22 protein-coding genes and 1 riboswitch are annotated in these 22,402 nt (G+C 40.0%); of the genes, 5 read left to right on the top strand and 17 right to left on the bottom strand.

The window, feature by feature from the left end; all coding sequences use genetic code 11:
* Position 1: 1 nt before the first annotated feature.
* The 7 genes from E0485_RS21640 to E0485_RS21615 all read right to left on the bottom strand — a co-directional run bounded on the left by E0485_RS21640 (position 2) and on the right by E0485_RS21615 (position 7,117).
* Positions 2 to 691 (bottom strand): response regulator transcription factor, encoded by a 690-nt coding sequence (locus E0485_RS21640; protein WP_132420159.1) that lies wholly within the window; start codon positions 689 to 691, stop codon positions 2 to 4.
* 163 nt (positions 692 to 854) lie between these two features.
* Positions 855 to 2,438 (bottom strand): S1C family serine protease, encoded by a 1,584-nt coding sequence (locus E0485_RS21635; protein WP_132420158.1) that lies wholly within the window; start codon positions 2,436 to 2,438, stop codon positions 855 to 857.
* 198 nt (positions 2,439 to 2,636) lie between these two features.
* The gene (locus E0485_RS25230; protein WP_165921258.1) at positions 2,637 to 2,780 is read right to left on the bottom strand and encodes a hypothetical protein; all 144 of its coding nucleotides are present in this window, start codon (positions 2,778 to 2,780) and stop codon (positions 2,637 to 2,639) included.
* 33 nt (positions 2,781 to 2,813) lie between these two features.
* Entirely contained in the window at positions 2,814 to 3,533 is a 720-nt protein-coding gene (locus tag E0485_RS25820) for a 3D domain-containing protein (RefSeq protein WP_328591331.1), read from the bottom strand.
* A gap of 109 nt (positions 3,534 to 3,642) precedes the next feature.
* Positions 3,643 to 4,554, bottom strand: a complete 912-nt coding sequence (ytxC, locus tag E0485_RS21625) for a putative sporulation protein YtxC (protein ID WP_132420157.1) — start codon at positions 4,552 to 4,554, stop codon at positions 3,643 to 3,645.
* A 119-nt stretch (positions 4,555 to 4,673) separates the two neighbouring features.
* The gene (locus tag E0485_RS21620; RefSeq protein WP_132420156.1) at positions 4,674 to 6,410 is read right to left on the bottom strand and encodes a sensor histidine kinase; all 1,737 of its coding nucleotides are present in this window, start codon (positions 6,408 to 6,410) and stop codon (positions 4,674 to 4,676) included.
* Complete coding sequence (locus E0485_RS21615) at positions 6,407 to 7,117, bottom strand: response regulator transcription factor (protein ID WP_132420155.1); 711 nt, start codon at positions 7,115 to 7,117, stop codon at positions 6,407 to 6,409. Before E0485_RS21615 ends, E0485_RS21620 begins: the two co-directional genes overlap by 4 nt.
* A gap of 162 nt (positions 7,118 to 7,279) precedes the next feature.
* On the opposite strand from E0485_RS21615, the gene E0485_RS21610 reads away from it, so the two are divergent.
* The gene (locus E0485_RS21610) at positions 7,280 to 8,233 is read left to right on the top strand and encodes a M23 family metallopeptidase (RefSeq protein WP_165921257.1); all 954 of its coding nucleotides are present in this window, start codon (positions 7,280 to 7,282) and stop codon (positions 8,231 to 8,233) included.
* Positions 8,234 to 8,237: 4 nt separating this feature from the next.
* Here the strand turns inward: E0485_RS21610 and E0485_RS21605 are convergent, their stop codons facing one another.
* Entirely contained in the window at positions 8,238 to 8,684 is a 447-nt protein-coding gene (locus E0485_RS21605) for a DUF2663 family protein (RefSeq protein ID WP_132420153.1), read from the bottom strand.
* Positions 8,685 to 8,925: 241 nt separating this feature from the next.
* Here E0485_RS21605 and E0485_RS21600 point away from each other — a divergent pair, with 241 nt between their 5' ends.
* On the top strand, positions 8,926 to 9,222 hold the full coding sequence (locus E0485_RS21600; RefSeq protein WP_132420152.1) for a hypothetical protein: 297 nt from the start codon (positions 8,926 to 8,928) through the stop codon (positions 9,220 to 9,222).
* A gap of 118 nt (positions 9,223 to 9,340) precedes the next feature.
* Here E0485_RS21600 and mqnC read toward each other — a convergent pair whose 3' ends face one another.
* The 4 genes from mqnC to metA all read right to left on the bottom strand — a co-directional run bounded on the left by mqnC (position 9,341) and on the right by metA (position 14,272).
* Positions 9,341 to 10,486, bottom strand: a complete 1,146-nt coding sequence (gene mqnC / locus E0485_RS21595; protein ID WP_132420151.1) for a cyclic dehypoxanthinyl futalosine synthase — start codon at positions 10,484 to 10,486, stop codon at positions 9,341 to 9,343.
* A gap of 484 nt (positions 10,487 to 10,970) precedes the next feature.
* Positions 10,971 to 12,146, bottom strand: coding sequence for a trans-sulfuration enzyme family protein (locus tag E0485_RS21590; protein WP_132420150.1), 1,176 nt, complete (start codon positions 12,144 to 12,146; stop codon positions 10,971 to 10,973).
* Entirely contained in the window at positions 12,146 to 13,315 is a 1,170-nt protein-coding gene (locus tag E0485_RS21585) for a PLP-dependent transferase (RefSeq protein ID WP_132420149.1), read from the bottom strand. The genes E0485_RS21590 and E0485_RS21585 overlap by 1 nt, the downstream gene beginning before the upstream one ends.
* 6 nt (positions 13,316 to 13,321) lie before the next feature.
* Positions 13,322 to 14,272 carry a homoserine O-acetyltransferase MetA gene (gene metA / locus E0485_RS21580; protein ID WP_132420148.1) on the bottom strand — a complete coding sequence of 317 codons (951 nt, stop codon included), beginning with the start codon at positions 14,270 to 14,272 and terminating at the stop codon, positions 13,322 to 13,324.
* Positions 14,273 to 14,372: 100 nt separating this feature from the next.
* Positions 14,373 to 14,503: riboswitch (SAM riboswitch) on the bottom strand.
* A 429-nt stretch (positions 14,504 to 14,932) separates the two neighbouring features.
* On the opposite strand from metA, the gene corA reads away from it, so the two are divergent.
* Complete coding sequence (corA, locus tag E0485_RS21575; RefSeq protein WP_132420147.1) at positions 14,933 to 15,871, top strand: magnesium/cobalt transporter CorA; 939 nt, start codon at positions 14,933 to 14,935, stop codon at positions 15,869 to 15,871.
* 156 nt (positions 15,872 to 16,027) lie between these two features.
* Here corA and E0485_RS21570 read toward each other — a convergent pair whose 3' ends face one another.
* Complete coding sequence (locus tag E0485_RS21570) at positions 16,028 to 17,068, bottom strand: HRDC domain-containing protein (protein WP_165921256.1); 1,041 nt, start codon at positions 17,066 to 17,068, stop codon at positions 16,028 to 16,030.
* A gap of 154 nt (positions 17,069 to 17,222) precedes the next feature.
* Between E0485_RS21570 and E0485_RS21565 the strand changes: the two genes are divergently transcribed.
* Positions 17,223 to 18,422: an MFS transporter gene (locus E0485_RS21565; RefSeq protein WP_165921255.1), complete on the top strand. Its 1,200-nt coding sequence runs from the start codon at positions 17,223 to 17,225 to the stop codon at positions 18,420 to 18,422.
* Between the two features lie 65 nt (positions 18,423 to 18,487).
* On the opposite strand, the gene tnpB is transcribed toward E0485_RS21565, so the two are convergent.
* Positions 18,488 to 19,609, bottom strand: a complete 1,122-nt coding sequence (gene tnpB / locus E0485_RS21560) for an IS200/IS605 family element RNA-guided endonuclease TnpB (RefSeq protein WP_132420144.1) — start codon at positions 19,607 to 19,609, stop codon at positions 18,488 to 18,490.
* A gap of 285 nt (positions 19,610 to 19,894) precedes the next feature.
* On the opposite strand from tnpB, the gene E0485_RS21555 reads away from it, so the two are divergent.
* Positions 19,895 to 20,188, top strand: coding sequence for a DUF3055 domain-containing protein (locus tag E0485_RS21555; protein ID WP_132420143.1), 294 nt, complete (start codon positions 19,895 to 19,897; stop codon positions 20,186 to 20,188).
* 94 nt (positions 20,189 to 20,282) lie between these two features.
* Here E0485_RS21555 and E0485_RS21550 read toward each other — a convergent pair whose 3' ends face one another.
* From E0485_RS21550 to E0485_RS21540, 3 genes are all read right to left on the bottom strand, one after another.
* Entirely contained in the window at positions 20,283 to 20,819 is a 537-nt protein-coding gene (locus E0485_RS21550) for a hypothetical protein (RefSeq protein ID WP_132420142.1), read from the bottom strand.
* A 522-nt stretch (positions 20,820 to 21,341) separates the two neighbouring features.
* Positions 21,342 to 21,788, bottom strand: a complete 447-nt coding sequence (locus E0485_RS21545) for a GNAT family N-acetyltransferase (protein WP_132417142.1) — start codon at positions 21,786 to 21,788, stop codon at positions 21,342 to 21,344.
* Between the two features lie 275 nt (positions 21,789 to 22,063).
* A partial coding sequence (locus E0485_RS21540) for an IS1595 family transposase (protein WP_132417143.1) occupies positions 22,064 to 22,402 on the bottom strand: 339 nt, incomplete at its 5' end.

The raw sequence follows: 22,402 nt of genomic DNA, 5'->3' as shown, positions 1-22,402 counted from the left end.
ATTACGACTCCCCTCTAAGCACATAGCCCGCTCCGCGAACCGTTTGAATAATGCGTTTATACCCATGCTCCTCCATCTTCTGTCTTAGAAGAGCGATATAAACCTCAAGAACGTTCGACTCCCCGCTAAAATCAAATCCCCATATTTTCTCCATAATCGTGTCCTTCGATAATACCCGATTCGGATTCTGCATAAGAAAATGCAGCAGGTCAAATTCTTTGGTCGTTAACTCAATCATATGATCTCCACGCTTAACTTCACGCGATTCAACATTCAAGCTTATATCCTCATAGTTTAGAATCGTATCCAATTTAGCAGAGACATCAATTCGTCTCCTTAGCGAAACACGAACTCTAGCTAACAACTCTTCTAATGCAAATGGCTTCACCAAATAATCGTCTGCACCCATATCAAGCCCACGTACACGATCGCTAATCTCATCTTTGGCAGTGAGCATAATTATCGGCACTTGGCTGCCGCTTTCTCGGATTCGTCTACATACCTCAAGACCGTCAATTTGCGGCATCATCACATCCAGAATGATAAGATCTGGATCTTGCGTCAGCATGGCCTTAAGTCCTTCAGCACCGTTGGCTGCAGTCGTTACAGAGTAGCCCTCGAAAGCTAAAGCTCTCTTTAACATCGAAGTAATTTTATTATCATCATCAATGACTATAATTGTCTCCCGCATGCTCTCACCTCTTCAAACTTATTGTACTAGAAATCCCCCATCAGAGGAAATCGAGCTTGCATAACCCAAAAGAAGCAAAGCATTTCGGGAAATCCCTCCCTAATGCCTTGCTTCCCAAGTTCTAACCTTTTCCTATATTCCGCTACGAGGCGTATCTCTATATTTATTTAGTTGCTTGTTCTGAATCGTTCTTGTCTCCGATCGTAACGGCTAGTGTAACCTTCTCACCGTCACGGATAATTCCGAATTGTATCTTGTCACCGACTTTATGACTTTTAACAGCTGTTTGTAAATCAGTCGGATTTTTAATGCTCTGGCCGTCAATATCCACTACGACATCGTATGGACGAATGCCAGCTTTAAAAGCAGGACTCTTACGTTCAACTGATCCAATAAGTGCGCCATCTGTACTGTCCAATTTCAATTCATTAGCCCAATCCTTGTCAATTTCACCCAAAGTTACACCAATGTATGGAATCGGAATTTGGACATTGTTCTTCAAGCTATCAATAACTTCATTGACAGTAGAAGTTGGGATCGCAAATCCAATGCCCTGTGCTTGCGAGCTAACCGCTGTGTTGATACCAATTACTTCACCATGCGTATTAAGCAATGGTCCTCCAGAGTTACCTGGATTAATCGATGCGTCTGTTTGGAATAGGTTCTCGTATTTGCGAGTACCCTTCTGATCTTGAATCGAAATCGGACGTCCCTTGGCACTTAACACACCGACTGTTACCGTATGATCGAATCCATATGGGTTACCGATAGCGACTACCCAATCACCAACTTTTGCATCATTGGCATTACCAAGTGGCAATGTTGCAAATGGATCTGTACCTTCAATCTTTAAGCATGCTAAGTCCAGTTCATAAGAAGTTCCTAGCACCTTAGCAACAAATGGATTCTTATAACCCTCAACCGTAACTAACACTTGATCTGCTCCGTCAATTACGTGTTGGTTCGTCAGAATATATCCAGAGTCTTCAAAAATAAATCCTGTTCCCATTCCCTGTTTCTGATATCCCGGGTTGCTGCTGTCTTCTTCTGGCTGCTGTTGCGAATTGTCAGGAGTCTGATCGCCCAAGAATTGTCTGAACCATTCATTATATGATGGATTAGTGCTGTTTCCTTGTGACTGTTTGGTCTTCACCATATTCTCGATTAATACAACCGCTTTGGATGATTTATCGACGATGCCTGAAATGTCAGGTCTAGATGTGTCTAATGAGGATTGCTTCACATTAGAATTATTTGAACCTGTTGTATTTTGACTTGAAGATCCGTAAGTGGCTGCTACTGTACCTTTCGTAAACCAGTTATTATAATCAGCAGCCCACATCATGCCGCCTACTAGAAGTACGCCAGCCGCAAAAGCAGAAAAATAACCCATGATCGAACGTTTCTTCGGAGGTGTCCATGAATTTCCAGAACCTGATGTCAATGTATATGAGGACGTATTCCCTCTTCCATCACTATAACCAAATGTGCGCTCAGGTTTAGGTGATGGTGCAGCATCTTGTTCGTTATTACTGCTATGTGTTTGAGAGGATAAAGGTGTTACATCGATCGGTTGATCTTTACTGCCTGTTTCTCCCTGCGAGTTGCGATACGGTCCATATGCATAATAGGTAGATTCATCTGAATTGGATGATGAAGTACCTTGATTATTCTCATCTGTCCCTTGTTCTTGTGGTTTGTTATCTTTGAAAAAATCATCGAAATCATTGCGATTATTCTCAGTCATTATTATCCCCTCCATTTTCAAAAACTCTATCTGTTAATAATGTAATCAAGCTATGTATATATCATGGGCTATCAACCTTAAATCCACATTAAAATGATGTGAATCAAAGTTAAATTGTACAAAAATTTAGTTCCAATCATAAGTTAAAGAGGGGTTGCCCCCTCTTCTATTTGGTAGGCTAATCTCATTGCTGTCTGCCTACTTGCTGCTATTTTGGTTTTGCTGCCTCTGTGCTTTGCTCATGTTCATCGCGGATGATGCTGTGGAACTCTCAGATGCAAATTCAGTATCAGCAGCAGCATTTCGATTACGATTCGGATTTTGACTCTTATTCTTCGCCATATAGGATCACCTCCCGTATGACTATCTTCTGCATTACATCGGGTTCCCATTCACCCTGCGAGCTGGTTGCTTGTTGCCATTTGCCACTGGAAACAGTTCGATTTCGGACTCGTTCCAAATCGTTTTATCCAATTTACCCTCACCCTTTTTGACGAGGAAAATATTCAGCTTCTTCTTGCCCCATTCACGATATACCTGATCCTTCGTCTCAAAGTACAGATCGATCTTTTTCCCTTTAATTGCACTGCCGGTATCGGCTACGATGCCATATCCATATCCTGGTATATACAGCACAGATCCGATAGGAAATACTTTAGGATCAGCTGCAATTGTAGAGAAAGATTTCTCATCACGAACAACCTTGACACCTGAATACGTTATCCCATAATCAGGATGACTTTTCGTTTTACCCGTCGATTCTTTACCTGCGTAATAACCAGTAGCGACGACTTCAACAGGCACATATTTCTGCAAATCATGATTTAAATCTGGTTTATACTTATAACTTACCCGAACAGACTCTGGTTCTGGTTCTAATGCAGGTTCAGGTTGTATTTGGGTTACTAATTTTGGTTCATTATTCATTGGATTTTGTGGTGCTTGAATGGTTGAGATCTGCGATGTCCTGTCCGATTGCTTGATTTGATCATTTGAATCAGCAGCTTGATTATTGCCACCGCTTAGCATCACAATGAAATGAATAAACACCCACGCACTAACCCATTTGGTTTGGCTTAATAATTGTTTTAGCATATGGTTATATCTCCCCCTACTTAGGGAGTGTGTCCATATTACGTATAAATTAAACAACCCTAACAGCCAAATAGCTATTAGGGATACTTATGAATAGGAACCATATGGTTTAATAACGTAAAATCTCTCCGAAAAATCGATGACACACAGGACAATGGGAACAAACTTCCGTACGATCTTCAAAAATTTGCATAATCGTCTTGATAATAGGTAATTCTGGCTCTTTGGTATGGATATAAATGTTTGCTGGAGATACGGTAATTAACGTTGATACAATCATATCCTCAAAATTCATATCCTTCTCCAGGAAGTCTGTCGTAAGGGACGACTCAAATCGATTTATATCAACTGGCTGCATTTTATCATTTAGAATTGTAAACTCATGACCACCCTTATGCAGCAGGTGAACAACCGAAATTTTGGCTTCCTGAATATAGACAAAATATTTGAGTAAAGCGATAAATTCCTTGTACTGCCGCTCCATCATGAATTCGTCTATTGCATATTCGACAATTTCCCGCATTTCTTCCATATAATCATCTAGACGAAAACGAGTAAAACCTTTTAAATTCAGTACTCGGTTCTCCATGATGTATTGATGTAGATGTGTACTCATTTTTAGCACACGACGAACTTTGGATTGTTCCAAATCATGAGGAGAATCGCTCGAACCATTCAAGAACTGCGTACAATATTGCTTGATCTGTGTCAATTCTTCCACATCGCGATAATGGAACTCCTTCGTAATAATATCCTCCAGAATACCAGACGTTTCTTCATGGATGATATGCTGTGCAAGTGCAATTGACACAGCGTCAATAATTTGAACCTCTAGCTCTTTACTGTCATCACCAAGCAAATTAGCGTGAATCGTAATTTGCTCATAATGATCGAACGATTGGCAATGAATCGTTTCCAGTATAGAACCGTTATGTAAATTTCCTAGCTCTGTTGTAATCCGTTCATACAACTTTGAGACATAAGACTTCGATGGTTTAACAATGATCGATAGCAGCTTCACATGCTCACTTCCTTTCTATTGCCGTAATCGTCAATACTGCTCTGCTTTAAGCTAAGTATATGGCTCAGCTTCGGCATATATACGACGAACAATTTGGCAGAAGGAGGGCGTATGAATTCTTAATTTGAAAAATAAAGCTTAAATTGTGTTCCTTGACCAGTCGCACTGCTCACCTTGATTGTACCGCCATGCTTAAGCACAAGCTGCTTAGTAATAGCCATCCCTAGACCAGTTCCATTCGTTGTGCCTTCCGTATTCGTCCCTCTATAATAACGGTCAAAAAGTTGATTCATCGTTATCTGATCCATGCCTTCTCCATTATCCTGAAACAGAATTCCGAATCCTTCAGAATCCAGGTAGATCGTAACTTGTACCTTTGTTCCACTAGGATTATGAATAAACGCATTTGCTAACAAATTCATAATAATCCGTCTGAATCCGTTCTGATCTATTGGATAATCGATGGGTTCATTTGCTTGTTCAAGTGTTATTTCAGCTGTTTCATATTGTGGATCGTTCATAAACTGTACGATGCAAGTTTGAACAAACTGATTGATCTCCATTTGGTCAAAAACTAAAAAATGAGCATCATTTTGCAACCGATAGGTCATGCTTAAATCAGAGATTAGCAAGTCCATATAATCCGCTTTTTCTTGTATAATGGCAGCAAATTCATGAACTTCCCTATTACTCCATTGATAATGATCTGCCTTAAGCATATGTGCATAGCCCAGAATCGAGGAAAGGGGGGTCTTCATGTCATGTGTGACACCTGTAATCCATTCATTTCTAGTCGTTTCTAGCTGCAAACGAATCTCATCATTACGTTGTAGACCTTCTGTCAACTGCTGCAATGATCCTAGAATATCGGAATACATCTGATATTTTCGTCTAATTCTACCTGTGATTGTTCGACTCTTAGGTCGCCCCATAACATCCCGCGGCTCTTCATATTTACCTTGCGCCAAATTATGAAGCCAATTCATCATATGAAGAATAGGTGTACCAAAACGTTTTCCATACCATAGGGATAAGAAAAGAAAAATAATCACAATTGTAGTGACAATACAAATAAACCCGATAAGCAAAATAACAAGCTCTGGTGAAGAATCTGAATAAGGAATGGTCAAGGGCACATGTAACAACCAGGTTTGCTTGGTAATTTCATCATATTCCAAAAATAATTGGCTGTTGTAGCGATCACTATACTGGGATCGAAGGACAAGCTCTTGAACCGTATACTGACTGAGGGCATTAGCTGCTTTAAATCGTGAAGCCACCTCTGTCCCTTTGCTGTCTAGCACTTGTATATAACCATGTACAGCCTGTAGCTGTTCGCTCAATTCGGCTGGCAGATTAATCTTGCCTTCATTTATTACTGCTGTTTGTTTCACATGATGAAGTAAAAGTAAACCCTTGTTTGTCTTAGGAACACCGTAAACTAACGTATACATCGTATTGTTCTTTGTTTGAATCCAAATATAAATATGATAAGGAAATTCCATTTGACCTTTATAATATGAGGTTAACTCACCTGCGATATAAGCATTGGGCACATCTTTCGGTGTATGATATGAGGTGATGACTTTACCCTCCTCATTAAGGACTTGCAACCAGCCAGCATGACGATCTACAATCTCAAGCAGCTGATTATCAAAAGTAATGTTGCCGTCCTTCATTTCAAGAGAATCAACAAGCTTCGATAGTCCCGCAGCGCCAAAATTTTGATTGACTTCAATCTCAGACATTTTATTTGCAATATAAAAGAAGGTCGCCACAATCAGAGCAATCATCAATAATCCTGCTAATAAGAGCTGCCAAACGAATTGCCCTGTCAAACGTTTCCTGATGCTCATCGATTGCCTCTTCCTGTGACAAGCTTATATCCAAGTCCTCTAACTGTAATTAAATACTCTGGCGCACTTGATGTCTTTTCGATCCGTTCACGGATTCGATGGACATGCACCATAACAGTATTATCATCAGAGATGCTGTGTTCCCCCCATACCTGCTCATATAGCTGAGTTTTAGTGAATAAGCGATTCGGATTCTGACAGAAGAATAACAGCAATCCGAAGACTTGGGATGGGCAGTCAACTAGTTCCCCCTCTACACGCAATTCTCCGGCATATTCATCAACTGTAAATCGTCCATAATCATAAATTTTAGGCGCATAAACAATCGGTTCAGAAGGCAGATAGCGCCGCAATTGTGCTTTAACTCTTGCGACAACCTCTAATGGGTTGAACGGCTTCGTTATATAATCATCACCACCAAGCGCAAATCCCGTTAGTTTATCTAAATCCGTCGTTCTTGCCGTTAGAAAAAGAATCGGTGCATTCGTCGTTTGCCTAATGAAAGGACATATATCAAATCCACTTTGCTTTGGTAACATCACATCCAGAATGATGAGATCGTACCTTTTACGTTTACAAGCTGTTACAGCTTCCTCCCCCGTAATCGCTGTATCAATCTGTTTAAACCCTTCTTTATGTAAAATAATTGATAACATTTGAAGAATCGCTTGTTCATCATCAACAAGCAGTATTTGTGCTTGATCCAAATTACCTTCCTCCCAATAAACATGATACTTACAAGAATACCATGCTTATTACGGATCGTTACGTCTATTGCAAAAAATTAAGGTAATGTTAAGACTCCGGTTATGCCTTAGTAAAATTGGTCCCCTATGATAAAAACGAGATATCAATCTAGGAGGAAAAAGATGAACATATTGAAGAGATTAAGCGCAGGAATCATTCCCATCGTCTGTTTAAGCTTACTTATTGGCTGCAGCAACTCACAAGGAGTGAATAAGTTGGAGATGAAACAATTAAATGAGGCTTTCTTGCAAGGAGATTTTGAGCGGATTTATAACCAGTTGTCGGAGGAATTTCGAAAAGAAATATCACTTACAGATTTACAATCTGCTGGAGCAGAATTTAATAAGGGAGTAACCGAATACGTATTCCAAACAAGCCTGCCAATAGTTACCAATCTCACGCAATATATTTGGCATGATCAGAGTCGCACTAAGAATCTGACCGCCCTTGCGGATGATGCAGGGACGATCGTCGGTTTAATTTTCGAGCCCATTACAACCTATCCAGAGACAGACCGAACCTATACAAAGAATACTTATCAAATGCCGATTCAGGATGAATGGCTTACTGGCTGGGGAGGGGCAAGCGAACCTCTCAACTATCATTATCCACATGAAAGCCAGCGCTATGCCTATGATCTCGTAATAAGCCACGATAATCTCACTTATCAAGGGGATAAAGAAGCCAATGAAAGCTATTATGCTTACGGTAAAGCAGTCGTTGCACCCGCTGATGGAACTGTGGTCGGTGTCGAGGTCAACATTCAGGATAATCATCCTGTTGGGACGATGAACGCGAAGAATCCTTTTGGAAACTACGTGATTATTGATCACGGCAATGAGGAATACAGCGTAATTGGACATATGCAATACCAATCCGCCTCCGTCAAAGTTGGGGATCAAGTTAAACAAGGAGATGTTATTGGATTATGCGGCAATTCAGGCAACTCCAGTGAAGCTCATATTCATTTTCAAGTACAGAATTCACCCGACATTGCGTCTGGCAACGCCAAATCGATCCGAATTCGATTGAATAACGATGTAGAACCGATTCGTGGACAATTCATAAAGCCATAAATAACTATTGCTTTGTTTTATAAACCATATTAATGCCGTATTCATCACTCATTTTCTTGGATATTCGATCCCGAATCTCTGAGCTCGTGTTATTCAACCAAGAAGTATACAGCTTATCAATAACTTCTGCTCGAAGACCTTCGTATTTCTTCTTGGTTGATTCTACTTTCTTGGATAAACTGTTGGAGTAAGCAACTAACGTTATGCTTATCAATAGAAGTGCAAGCAGCAGCTTCTCTCCTGAGAATGCCCCAATGATTCTGAGCACATCCCCCCCTGATGGAATAAGAGAAAGCTTCATGAATGCCAGACCAAATAGAGACATGCAAAATATACTTCCAGTCACGACAAATCGCAGTCTAAGCTTCAAATTATTGAGCTTGTTGTTACTCTTGATTAAAGTATCTAACATCCTCTGTGTATCTCTCGAAATCCCGAATTCGCTCCACATTTGTAGACACCACCTTTTGTTCACTAAAACCGTTTCTCTTGCATTCTATGCGGTTGTCCCATTAAGTAGAAACATTGACTAAATAAGCAGACAAAAAGAACCGAGAATAGATTAGAATGAAAATATCGATATTCGAGGTGGCCGATGATGTAAAAAGTGGGGAGGGATCAACATAAGTAGGCAAGTAAAATTAATACCACTGATGCTAATTATGTTGTTAATTACATCAGCATGTAACTCCTTGAGTTCTTTTAATACAACTATTGATAGCATTTCAAAGAATGAAATTGTTGTAAACTGCTCAGATGTAATAAACAAAGGAAAGAAACAAGCGAATAGTATAGGTTATTTATGTACTGTAGATATTAATAAATCAACTGTATTCAAAGATATCTCAGATAATCCTCTTACACTAGAAGATTTTTCGTCAGGAAACCTAATACGAATTGTTTTATCAACACCACAACCTATAAGTGAAAAAAATAGAAGGTTTGAGGTGGCTGAAATCATATTGATTAAAGATAAAGTAATTGAATAAAGAAGGTAATATCCCTATACACAAGCTATTATCAATGATATAAAAAACGCTTATCCCACACCATTCTGTACGAATGTGGGATAAGCGTTTTTACTTACTCATTAATTGAGTCTATAAGTTAATTCTGCAAAACGAAATCTTTATCTGCTTGTTCTGTATCCGAGTAAACGTGGAGCGTTTCATACTTCGTATTACGTAATGCTGGTACTTTACCCGCTTCACGAATCAAACGCAGGATTTCTGCAATATTCACCTTATGCGCTGTGCCTGCCGCGGAAACCACATTTTCCTCCATCATCGTTGAGCCAAAATCGTTACATCCATATTGTAGGGATAATTTGCCGACTTCCGGTCCCATAGTTACCCAAGAAGATTGGAAGTTCGGAATGTTATCCAGCATAATTCTTGAGATCGCTAAAGTTTTCAAATAAGATTCAGGCGTTTGACGTTGATTTTTAAGAGCTACGCCGAGCGCTGTATTATCCGGTTGGAATGTCCACGGAATAAAGGCAAGGAAGCCTTTGGAGTTCCAACCATTCAAAGCGACATCGTCTTGTGCATCACGAATACGAAGCAGATGCAAAGCACGCTCTTCCATCGTTTCACCTAAACCGATAACCATCGTACCTGTCGTATTCATCCCAATCTTATGAGCCGTTTGCATCACGTCCATCCAAGTCCGCCATGAGCCCTTAAGCTTCGAAATCCGTTGACGTGTGCGATCATCCAGAATCTCCGCGCCGCCGCCAGGCAGCGAGTCGAGACCTGCTGCATGAAGTTCACGCATAACCTCTTCAAGCGTTAGTCCGCCTGATACTTCCTGCATCTTTATAATTTCTGCTGGTGAGAAGGAATGCATCGTAATATTGAACCTACGTTTAATCTCGCGCAATAAATCCGTATAATAGGAGAACGGCAAATTAGGGTTAGTTCCACCTTGCATCAGAATTTCGGAGCCGCCCACATCGATTGTTTCTTGGATTTTCGTAAAAATCTCTTCATTAGATAGTACATATCCATCCTTGGCGCCTGGTGCCCGATAGAAAGCACAGAAGCGGCAATACGTATCACATATATTTGTGTAGTTAACATTTCTACCAATTACAAATGTCGTGATCGGCTCTGGATGATGCTTCAGCATAATCTGATTAGCCGCATGTCCCATCGCTTCAACCTGATCGGATTCAAACAATGTGATACATTCATCAATATCTATACGTCCGCCTGAAACAGCTTTATGCAATATGCGTTCAATCGGTTTCATAGATTAACACCTCATTTTTATCTATTTGATCGAGTTCATTCTATTCTGCTTCAAACATCGTAACATATTTGAAGACCCTCGTGCTATATGGAACAATTAATTCTTTCATTTCGCCTTACAAGAGTGTAAGTTTCATGTCATTTGAATCGATGGTTTGTCCGCCTCATTCCTACTATACTTAAATTAGAAGTTAAGCAAGACATTCTAAGGGAGGTAGATTCCAAATGAAAAAACGTACGAATCCTATCCTAGTAGCCGTCTCGATTATTCTGCTTGGCTCCCATTGTAAAGCTATAAAGCAAGAGAACGGCGTAAAGGTAGTTTAAACTTTCATCACATATTCTTATTCATATTCAAATTCATATCCATATCAGACATCTAGAATATAATCCAACAAATATACAGCAGATTCATCAAAAACCAGTATGCAAGCAATAAGCGCTATATGGCTTCTTGCTTGCATACTGGTTTAGAAGATCAGGCATTAAATTTGCTTTAATGCCTGATCGAGATCGGCGATGATGTCAGAGACATCTTCCAAGCCGACAGAGAAGCGCAGCAGGCCGTCGGTGATGCCACGGGCGCTGCGAACCTCGCGAGGCATAGCAGCGTGAGACATCATGGCGGGATACGACAGGATGCTCTCGACCGCGCCAAGCGAGACCGCTACAAGCGGAACGCGCACAGCGTTCAGCAGCTTCTTTGCTCGTTCGCCGGAACCGACGTCGAACGAGACAATAGCGCCATAGCCTTGCGATTGGCGCTCATGGATTTGGCGGCCGGGATGATCCGGCAGCCCTGGGTAATAGACCGCAGCGATGTCCGAGCGCTGCGATAACCAGTCCGCGAGTACGTGCGCGGACTGCTCATGCCCATCCATTCGCGCTTTGAGCGTCTTCATCCCTCTCATTAGCAGCCAGGAGTCCATCATCCCAAGCACATTACCCATTCCATTCTGGATAGCCTTCATTCGATTGCCTAGTTCTTCGTTTGCCATAACCGCAAGCCCCGCAAGCACGTCACTATGTCCGCTTAGGAACTTCGTTGCACTATGTAGAACGATGTCAACGCCATGTTCGATCGGACGCTGATAGTACGGAGTCATGAATGAATTATCGAGCATCGTAATGAGCCCCTGCTCCTTTGCCCATGCCGCAACCGCAGGTACATCCGTAATCCGAAGCGTTGGATTCGACGGTGTTTCCATAAATACTGCCTTCGTACTCGGCTGCAATGCTGACTCCACTTCATCCAAATTCGTCATATCAACGAACGTTGTGGCAATGCCCATCCGATTTAGAATCGTGGATAAGAAGCGATATGTTCCTCCATATACATCTTCGGTACAAATAACATGATCACCTGTAGACAGAATCATAAAGGCGGACGAGATAGCGGCCATCCCAGAAGCAAATGCTAAACCGCGTTTACCACCTTCAAGCAGCGCAATTTGCTCCTCTAAGGCCTCCCTCGTTGGATTACCTGAGCGTGTATAATCGAATGCTGGCGGATGATCAATATCAAAATGATGGAACGTCGATGCTTGATAGATTGGAACCGACGAAGCGCCTGTCACTTTATCGATTTCACCGCCAAAATGCAGAAGCTTTGTGCCGAAGCTATAATCCTGTTCACGATTGCTGTTTGAATTGTTACCCATTACACAGTACCTCCAGCAAGTTCACTCTGGGCCATGTCTAGCGCTCTCGAGAGATCCGCAATTAAATCATCAACATGTTCAATCCCTACTGAGAAACGAAGCAGCCTATCATCAACGCCGACACGCTCTCGAATTTCCACCGGAATATCTGCATGCGTCTGTACCGCAGGATACGTTAATAGAGACTCCACCCCACCTAAGCTCTCGGCAAAAGCAATCAACTCCAAATGACGTAACAATGGTTCTACTAACCTAGCATCCGAGACTTTAAACGAGAAGATGCCCGTATTGCCACGTGATTGCTTCTTCTGTATCTCATATCCTGGATGTGATGCTAATGCAGGATAGTACACATCTGTAATGAGCGGATGCTCTAGCAACCAATTGGCAATGCACGTAGCATTATATTCATGGCGCTCCATCCGCAGAGCCAAGGTTTTCATACCACGCATGAGCAGCCAGGAATCCTGAGGCCCTAACACCGCGCCAATAGAGTTATATAAAAAGAATATTTTTTCAGATAACTCAGTGCCTTTGGTTACAATCAAACCTGCAAGGACATCATTATGGCCGCCTAAATATTTGGTTGCAGAATGCACGACGATATCCGCACCAAGCTCAAGCGGTCTTTGCAGGAAAGGGCTGAGAAGCGTATTGTCTACAATCGTCAATAGTTCCTTCTCTTTAGCCCACTGGCACACAGCAGCAATATCTGTCACCATCATGAGCGGATTCGTAGGTGTCTCGATCAATACTGCCTTCGTACTGCCTAAACGATAAACAGATTCAAGCTCCGATAAATCATTCGTATCGACATAAGTAGCTTGCACACCGAATCTGGACATCACTTTCTCTAGCAAACGGTAAGTACCCCCATACAGATCCACCGATACAATCAAATGATCACCCTGCGAGAATAAGGCAAACACGGTTTGCAAAGCAGCCATACCAGAGGACAAAGCAAAACCTCTATCACCAGATTCAAGCTCGGCAATTGCTTCTTCTAATACACTTCGTGTAGGATTCTTTGTGCGAGAATAATCAAATCCTGTACTTTGTCCAAGTTTAGGATGGCGGAAAGCAGTCGCCTGATAAATAGGGAAGGAAACTGCTCCGGTGACTGGCTCAGAAACTGAGCCGATTTGCGCTAATTTGCTCTCGATTTTCACTGCTACTCAACCCCGCTCGTCAGATGAATGAACTACTTTCTTTTTATTTACCGCTAATTCATAAGGTGTTTCTTGATATACATAATAGTTCAGCCAATTTGAAAATAATAAATTGGCATGTGCACGCCATGTGCTCATTGGAACTCGTGTAGGATCGTCATTCGGATAATAATTGTAAGGAATCGCAATTTCTAGACCTTTGTTTACATCACGATCATATTCCCATTTTAACGTATACGGATCATATTCAGAATGACCTGTCACGAAAATCTGTTTGCCATCTTTGGATGCTACTAGGTATACGCCAGCTTGCTCGGATTCAGAGAGAATATTGAGTTCCGCATGCTTCGTAATATCTTCGCGGCGAACTTCTGTATGACGTGATTGCGGGACGAAGAACATCTCATCAAATCCACGTACAAGCTTAGTGTGACTCTCAGTACAGGTATGCGGGAATACACCGAATATTTTCTCATCCAATAAGTATTTAGGAACTTCATAATGGTAATATAATCCAGCTTGTGCTGCCCAACATATATGCATCGTTGAAGTTACATTAGTCTTGCTCCACTCCATAATTTCTTGGAGCTCTTCCCAATAAGCAACTTCTTCAAAGTTCATTTGCTCTACTGGCGCACCCGTAATAATCAACCCGTCAAGCTGCTCATCTTTGACATCTTCAAATGTTTTATAGAATAAAGATAAATGCTCTTCCGAAGTATTCTTGGATGTATAAGATTTAGGATGCAGCAAAGTAAATTCAATTTGCAGCGGTGTATTGGACAAAAGTCTTAAAATTTGTGTCTCCGTTGTTTCCTTGGTAGGCATTAGATTAAGCAGCGCAATTCTTAAGGGGCGAATGTCTTGATGGAAAGCCCGAGATTCATCCATTACGAATACGTTCTCGGACTGTAATATTTCCTTGGCTGGCAAATGATCAGGTACTTTAACTGGCATCTTCATACACTCCTTTAATTTGGTTCATTTGTATCTTAAACATCATAAAGACCTTCCTCAATACTGAGAAAGGTCATGAATAACAACACTTATTCCGCCTCTCTCATCTCTCAAAAAACACTTCAAACAGTGCTTGTCGCAAGAATTAGCACCGTACGCTTTCCCTTATTAGGAAAAATGCCGGTTGCCGGGTATCATCGGGCTAGTCCCTCCACCTACTCTTGATAAGAAAGTTAATATGATTTGTAAATAATGTTACTGATTCTTTTCCAAAAGTCAAGTAAAATTAAAAGTTAGTGCTGACAAGAAGAAACGTTTCCCCGTCCTAAGTACGGAGGCGTTTCTGCGAGAAATATCCACGTAGGGTGTAAAACTTAAACATTTTTATATTTTTATTTTAGGTATAAATTCCCTTCATTTGCTCCTTGTACTGTGGAAAATGTAGGTATATACTATACAAGTATTCTGCACGAAATATTTATATGTTGGTTTATGAATAAAGGGGGAGAGTAAGCATGGACGGCGACCCGGGCAGTTGCATCGTGAGTCATAATTTCATATGTGCAAAAGTGCAGCGGATGTTGCCTAGATGGCTGGCTCAGCTTACCCCGAGCTTGTTATAAGGAATCCCTGCCTTTCGCTTAGAAGGGTGGATAGCTTATGAAAACACGCTTAGTTCAGAACGGCGTATTTACGCTTATCGATGATATCACCCTTGCATTAGTTCCACCAGATAATGGTTTCTATTGGATCGATGCGACGGTTGAAGATCTGGATATTTTGCAATCTTTATTTCATTTGCATGATTTGGCAGTTGAAGACTGCCTTAGTGAAGAAGAACAACGTCCGAAGCTTGAAATTTACGAAGGACATTACTTTATTGTGGTCAATTCCATTCGATTTGACGACGAAGAAATTTTTCTAAGAGCACTTAATATTTTTCTTGGCAAACATTATATCATTACGGTAACCAAGCAGAAGATAAACGAAATTCGTATGCTTAAGCCAGTGCTGTGGGAAGAAGAAGTCAACGCACCAGATAACTTCCTCTACCATCTCGTCGACCTTGTTGTCGATAATTACGTGACTGTCGGAGATCGTATCGAAGGCAAGATCGAGAAGCTGGAAGAAGATATTCTAATGCATACTAAGAAGGCCCACTTGAACGAAATCGTCGGTCTTCGAAGTGAGATTCTCTGGCTGAAGAAGGCACTTGTCCCTCAGCGAGATGTAATTGGCAATTTGAATAAACGGGATCTGAAGCTCATCTCGCCTACACTGCAAAAGTACTTTGGCGACATTCACGAGAATGCAGTCAAAATTGTAGATACGTTTGATACGCTTCGCGACTTGATGGGCAACTTACGAGAAGCTTATCAGTCAGCCGTTGCTAATCGCGCGAACGAAATCATGAGAATTTTTACAGCTTTGACAACGATTTTCATGCCATTAACTTTTATAACAGGTTTGTTCGGTATGAACTTTACGAATATCATTGGATTACTTGAAATTCCTCATGCGGATATATATGTCATCGGATTTATGGCTTTGTTAGGCTTTCTTATGTTCGTTTTATTTAAGAAAAAAGATTGGTTATAACGTTAACCAAAAAAACACAGCGGCAAGAGGATTCCTCTTGGGCAGCTGTGTTTTTGCGTGATATAGAATTTATAGCAATTGTCTAATAAATTTTAAGTATCAACCTAAGAAACGGCTTCGCCAACTATTAAAGACGGCGAAGCCGTTTCTTCTTGGTTAGCTGGCTTGTGACTGCATATCTGCTTCCTTCAACAGCATCGCCGTCTTGCTTCTGCGGAATTGAATCCTTAATAATCGCAACCATTGATATGTCCGATCAGAATCGCTGCTGCTTAGTTCACCCTGCTCAATGATTGCCTGGAAGATCGGCTTCAAATATCGATCCCCTTGCTTCTCATACAGCTCCCAGGCATACGTTTTCATCTCATCCTGAACCTGTTCCAGCTCAGCTTCAACAATCGGATTGACATTATAGCCTTCGTTATCCATTTCCTCTACGAGCAGAATGGCATCTCTTCGTGAAATCGATAATTCTTTCAGGATCGAATCAAGCGATGCTCCCTGCCATATTGCTTCAAGAAATCTCCGCTTGCGAGCCAATTTATCATGTTCAATCTTCCGTTTTCGCTCTCTCTGTTCCATGATCCACTTCTGCAGTATGATCGGATCTACAGCACGTTCAACCCATGTTAAGGGGAAGCTGGTTGCCCGATCAACTGTCATCGTAATCGCAAATATCTCATCACCAAATTGGGCTACCTTCTCATTCCCAAAGCCAGGTAATTGCTTTAACTCGTCCACATTTTGCGGCAGAAGCGCTGCAATCATTTCCAGCATACGGTTCGTTGCAATCAAGTAAGGCGCTTTAGCAAGCTTAGCTGCCTTGTCCCGTCGCCATTTGCGAAGGGCATCCATCACATCATTATTGAAATTTGATTCACTATAGCATTGGAGCAAGGCATTCCATCTTCCCTTCTCGCCTAGTCCTTGCCCAGCTTCTTCCCATGGAACCGTTATTAATGGTAAGAAGCCATCCGTCAGCTTCACGATTAAGTTCGCCCTTAATGAGGTAATGAGTTCATTCCAATGCTGACCTTCATACCAGTTCTCCTGCTCATCGTATCCCGTATCCTTTGTTTCACTCCACATGGCATGCCATATGCCCTTGCTTTCTCCAATGACTACTTGTGCTGAAATGACGCGATTCTCACCTACTTTTTTCTCGAGTGTGTTCATGAAAAGTAAGTTCAGGGTCATCTCCTCCTTCATAAATTAGGTTTCCGGAACAACGCAAAAAAGCACCTCTTCTACGCAATCGTAAGAGAGGTGCTTCCTCAGCATTTTTCGGTTATCCAAATAATACCATAGGACAATCGTGATCGCAATATATTAATTTGAGGAGGTGATATTCTTGAATTCTTCTGCATCGCCAAGAATTCATTTCGCAACCAGATCGTTAACTATACTTCTAGTTTGGTGTGCAATTGCTGTTCTTTGCAGTTTATATGCTGCCATTCCGCTTCTCCCATTAATCGGAGAAGAATTTAACACACCACTCACGACTACGGCTTGGACTGGCACTTCATTCTCAATTGGCTACATGATTGGTTGTTTATTTTTTGGCGCTTTATCTGACCGCTATGGAACGCGTTTAATTATTTTAATCGGCATGTTTCTATTAGCAATCATCTCTCCACTTGTTGGATTATCCACTAGCCTTCTGAGTATCATTCTTATGCGAGCTTTTCAAGGGATTATCGCAGCTTCTTATGCACCTGCTGCACTAGCTTATATCGCTGAGTCGTATCCCGAGCATAGCAAGATCACTACTCTCGGATATCTCTCTACAGGCATGTTGTCTGCTGGTGTTATTGGACAACTATTCAGTGGTGCCATAACGGCTACCTTACATTGGAGCTATGTCTTTTATAGCTTAGGTATTATTTATCTGATTAGCGCCATGCTGCTCACATGGACCTTCAGACAGAATCAAAGTATTCGCATAAGGCTTCATTCAAGCTCTACTTCCTATTCCTTACGACAGCAATATATGGCGGTAATTGGGAATCGCAAGCTTTATCCCGTTTTTCTCATCACAATCACGATTCTATTTGCATTTGTAGCCATGTATACCCTACTCGGCGTGCAATTAAATAGTTCGACATTTAACTTATCACAAGGCGATATTCTACTTGTTAGAGGATTTGGCATCGTTGGCATTTTATTATCACCATTAGCGGGCGAACTGGTTAAACGGATGCGATTTACAATGATTTTAAAGATGAATTTAGCGATTAGTTTATTTAGTGCAATTGCAATGGGTTATTCAACCGGGGTAACGATCGTCGTGTTCTTTAGCATCTGTTTTGTCGCAGGAATCGCTTTAACAACACCAATCCTTGTGGCACTTATCTCCAGATTAGCTGAAGCTGGTACAGCTACTCTAGCCATTAACTTGTATTCGTTAGTTCTATTCCTAGGTGCTGCCCTTGGGCCACTTGCTGCTGCCTATAGCATTGTATATGTTGGACTCCAGTTATCCTATGCTCTACTCGCATTACTGCTATCTCTATCTTTCATTACAACCTACTTCGTTCACAAAATCGACTAATTTGAACCTCTCATGACTGAAGTCACAAGATTCCTAAGTACGGAAACCTATCGGTTTCAAATTGATTAGGCTATCCCCGTAGTCCCTACGGTTAGTAGTCTTATAGCTTCGTTTTTAAGGTTTTGTCCTGCATTAATATCCCTGTCGTGATGTGCACCACAATTTGGACAGTCCCATTTACGAAGTTTTAGATTCTGAACGTCTTGATTTTGGTAGCCACAGCACGAACATAGCTGAGAACTTGCAAAGGTTTTGGATACAGTAACTACTTCTTTGCCATACCATTTTGCTTTGTACTCAAGCATGATTCTGAACTGTGACCACGATACTTCACTAATTGCTTTAGCCAGCTTGTGATTTTTCAACATATTGGATACTTGCAAATCTTCTATACCAATAATATCGTGGTTTTTGATGATTTCAGTAGAGATTTTCTGCAAGTAGTCTGTTCTTGCATTAGTTATTCTTTCATGGATTCTAGCGACCCTAACACGTTGTTTGTTCCAATTCCTACCACCTTTAATACGTTTGGAAAGGATACGCTGCGCATCCGCTAATTGTTCCTCAAGTTTGCGAAACCATTTGGGATTGGGGAATACCTTTCCTGTACTTAAAATTGCCAAGTCTTTTAATCCAAGGTCAACACCAACAGAAGAACCTGTTTTTTCTATTGGCTGCACTTCTGTTTCTACAAGAATGGACACAAAGTATTTTCCACTTGGATTACGTCTTACGGTAGTATTCATAATGCGACCATTCACTTCACGACTTTTAGCAAAACGAACAAGACCAAGTTTAGGCAATTTGATTTTGTTGCCTACAATGGCAATATTCCCGTTTGTTTGCTTGGTTGTATAGGATTGTACTTTGTTGTTTTTGGATTTGAAACGTGGTGCATCATTTTGCTTTTTGAAGAAACGGTCAAACGCATCAGCAAGATTCTTTAGCGATGATTGCAATGAAATACTGTCCACTTCTTTCAGCCATAGGAATTCCTTTTTCAATTGTGTTAGTTTAGCTGAACACGAAATATAGGTTAACCCTTTGCCTGTTTCCTTGTATTCATCACTCCATTGTGACAAAAAGCGATTGAATACGAAACGAGAACAGCCGATTGTTTTAGCAATTAAGATTTTCTGTTCCTTATTTGGATAGATACGAAACTTATATGCTTTGTTTACAATCACTATTCTCACCTCGCTTTTTGATTGGAATTGTTATCCATCCCAAATATAGGATAACATATGCAAAGATAGTTTTGATTACAAATTTTATGTATGTCGGACAATTAACGTGTCAATAGACACGTCTTGTCCGAAGCCGATTCATCTCACGATTGAAATCGCGAGTGTTCTCAGCTGATTTATAAATTCATAGTACAAGAAAGATTGCCCTTCAAAAACAGCTAGCTTATAATAAATCTAATTAATTCAATTAATTTAGGTTTCCACATGAGAGGAAGAGCAGAAGAGATGTCTAACTTTGACTTTTTGTATGATTATAGAGAAGAAACAACAACTAGGTTTGTTTGTATCTTAGGTAAATCCTTACGTAGATTCGATCTTGCGTTGATGTCGACGAACAGCTTTTTTGGCAAAAAAATTGTGATCGATCTGCAATCCGGGCGAAGCGCCATTATTGGCCCAGATGATTTGAAAGAAGAAGGCTATTTAGAGCATGTATTCAAAGTCACGGAAGAAGAAGCAGCTGAGCTAGCGAACTTCCTTGAAGATATTGTTGGGACGGTTAATTTTACGGACCTGTAATATATTGTCAATCAAAAAAATGACCTATTTTTCACTTAAGAGAAATAGGTCACTTATTTTCTGAGAAAACACAAATATTTCAGAAAACGATTCATTATTTATGTAGTTTAAATTCATCGATTAAATCGCTCACTTCATTTAATACATGATATTGTTCGTTTAAACTTTTTCCATTAATTCGATTTTGAAAATCAAGTTTAGTTACAACTTGAGAAATATAGGAAGTATATTTTTCTAATTCTTGAATCCATTTAACATTTAATCGATCCATTGCGTCATCAAATAATGATGTACCAACACTCATTGATTGCAAAGGAGCATTTATTTTATTTATATTTTTAGGAAATTCCACATATTTACTCATAGGATTATCACTTCTTGTTAATATTTCGATATGATATATGATTCCATATGCCGAAGTTAATGCTTTAACAAATTCTTCTTTATCATCCTGATTAGCTAATGCCCTTTCTAATTCATTTAAAGCTTCTTGTTGTCCCAAGGCATACTGAATAATAATTCCTTTTTTTATAGAATTATTTTCCTGATATTTAGAAAATAAATACCAGCCCATTAAAATATTTAAACCAATGGAAATAGTGATGATCATTTTCCATTTACGAAGTGGCATGCGTTCCCCTCCAAAAAATTTTCGCTTATATTCCTATCTATATAACGAAACCAAGCCTACTAATGTTGCAGATAATTCCAATAATTGGTTAATATACCAAATAAAAGAGCTACCACTCATAGAGTCGGATAGCTCTTTTTCGGTTCCTTTATTAAAAGGCTATGTTAAAGGAAAAGGTTGATTTACAACGTTAAGGAATCGGCTGCGTATGCAAGATTTTATTCAAAACGTGCGCTAGTTCAAATTTTTTTGAATATCGCTAAAACCTTGTTATATATAGCTTCAATCAATTGTGCATAAAAACCTGTATATAGATTAAATAAAGAAAAAACACTTAAAACATTGATATAACGATGTTTTAAGTGTTTTATTGTGTCCCCAAACTTTCATTTGGGAACGTTATTTAGGTTTGTTTTGTATACGCTATAAATCCTTATTTCACTAAAGCACCCCGTTAGTAAAACAAGAACGCTTATGAAACAATCGCGCCCTTTTATAGAAATAAGCTCCATTTTTATATACTCAGACACATTTTTCAGGTATGTACAACCGCATGAAAAGATAATCATTCTCTATGGTGTCTGATATTTCAAATCCTATGTTACTCCAAAATTTTTGTGCGGATATATGTTCTAGATGAACTGGTACGGAAATTCTACTTGCATTGTATTCTTTCTGCAAATATTCAATACAAAGCCTAGCTGCTGCTGTTCCATAGCCTCTTTTTTGAAAACGGTTATCTATCATAAAATTTATGATTTGGGGGTTATTATCGCCAATATACATTGAAACATAGCCTACCATCACATTATCGGCATAAATTGCAAAGGGGCGTGAATCATCATACGACACCCAGGCTTCAGCCAAAGACCACGCTACAGGGTCTACAAAGTCCACATTGCTTTCAGTTGTATGCAAGTTTAAACATTCTACATAATTGTCCTTATTAATTTTTCTTAACTCTACCATAGAAATATCACCTTCCAAATATAGTTATTCTAAAAAGTGGAATTAACAAATAAATCTTTATAGGCGCATTGCACCACTTTATTATTATAGCATTTGAACAGAGTAAGGTATTGTCCTTTTTCTATTAATTAAAATGTCCCCAAAGCGTCGTTTGGTAACATTATAAAATGCCATTGCCCCAGTATTTTTTAAATCCGTATATATTTGACAGGACTCCTTATTGTACTAAGGGATTGCATTATTAATTTCTTATAAAAAACGAATAATCTTGGCTCTTAGAATGCAAAGTTTCTCAGTCGCAACTTATCTGCCGTTTCCCAAGTTCCATAAACACTTGCCAAGATAAGCATTTGCTTTTTCTTGCTCAAATCGCTTTCCATTTTTCTATTGTCGAGGAATTGAAACCACACTAAATAAAGTTGTAAATATTTCGTAGAAACACCATTAAAACGACTTATCCATTTCTTTAAACGGGAATGGTAATTATTAATATTATTGAGGTGAAAGATGCCTTTCTTTATATATTCTTTATTACTTCCGTTTATGATAACGTGTTCCACATCGTTATTTGACGTATAAGACTTGTAAGAATTGTGAGCATCGGAAATAAGCAC

Source organism: Paenibacillus albiflavus (assembly GCF_004344915.1).
Lineage (GTDB): Bacteria > Bacillota > Bacilli > Paenibacillales > NBRC-103111 > Paenibacillus_AM > Paenibacillus_AM albiflavus.
The sequence above is the reverse complement of the archived record's forward strand: the minus strand, read 5'-3'. Positions and strand labels throughout refer to the sequence as shown.

Coding starts and splice junctions, on each gene's coding strand:
- E0485_RS21545 (WP_132417142.1), bottom strand. CDS start 21,788: ATGGTAGAGTTAAGAAAAATTAATAAGGACAATTATGTAGAATGTTTA.
- metA (WP_132420148.1), bottom strand. CDS start 14,272: ATGCCAGTTAAAGTACCTGATCATTTGCCAGCCAAGGAAATATTACAG.
- E0485_RS21570 (WP_165921256.1), bottom strand. CDS start 17,068: ATGACCCTGAACTTACTTTTCATGAACACACTCGAGAAAAAAGTAGGT.
- E0485_RS21635 (WP_132420158.1), bottom strand. CDS start 2,438: ATGACTGAGAATAATCGCAATGATTTCGATGATTTTTTCAAAGATAAC.
- E0485_RS21610 (WP_165921257.1), top strand. CDS start 7,280: ATGAACATATTGAAGAGATTAAGCGCAGGAATCATTCCCATCGTCTGT.
- E0485_RS25230 (WP_165921258.1), bottom strand. CDS start 2,780: ATGGCGAAGAATAAGAGTCAAAATCCGAATCGTAATCGAAATGCTGCT.
- corA (WP_132420147.1), top strand. CDS start 14,933: ATGAAAACACGCTTAGTTCAGAACGGCGTATTTACGCTTATCGATGAT.
- E0485_RS21550 (WP_132420142.1), bottom strand. CDS start 20,819: ATGCCACTTCGTAAATGGAAAATGATCATCACTATTTCCATTGGTTTA.
- E0485_RS21640 (WP_132420159.1), bottom strand. CDS start 691: ATGCGGGAGACAATTATAGTCATTGATGATGATAATAAAATTACTTCG.
- E0485_RS21605 (WP_132420153.1), bottom strand. CDS start 8,684: ATGTGGAGCGAATTCGGGATTTCGAGAGATACACAGAGGATGTTAGAT.
- E0485_RS25820 (WP_328591331.1), bottom strand. CDS start 3,533: ATGCTAAAACAATTATTAAGCCAAACCAAATGGGTTAGTGCGTGGGTG.
- E0485_RS21555 (WP_132420143.1), top strand. CDS start 19,895: ATGTCTAACTTTGACTTTTTGTATGATTATAGAGAAGAAACAACAACT.
- E0485_RS21620 (WP_132420156.1), bottom strand. CDS start 6,410: ATGAGCATCAGGAAACGTTTGACAGGGCAATTCGTTTGGCAGCTCTTA.
- E0485_RS21590 (WP_132420150.1), bottom strand. CDS start 12,146: ATGGGTAACAATTCAAACAGCAATCGTGAACAGGATTATAGCTTCGGC.
- mqnC (WP_132420151.1), bottom strand. CDS start 10,486: ATGAAACCGATTGAACGCATATTGCATAAAGCTGTTTCAGGCGGACGT.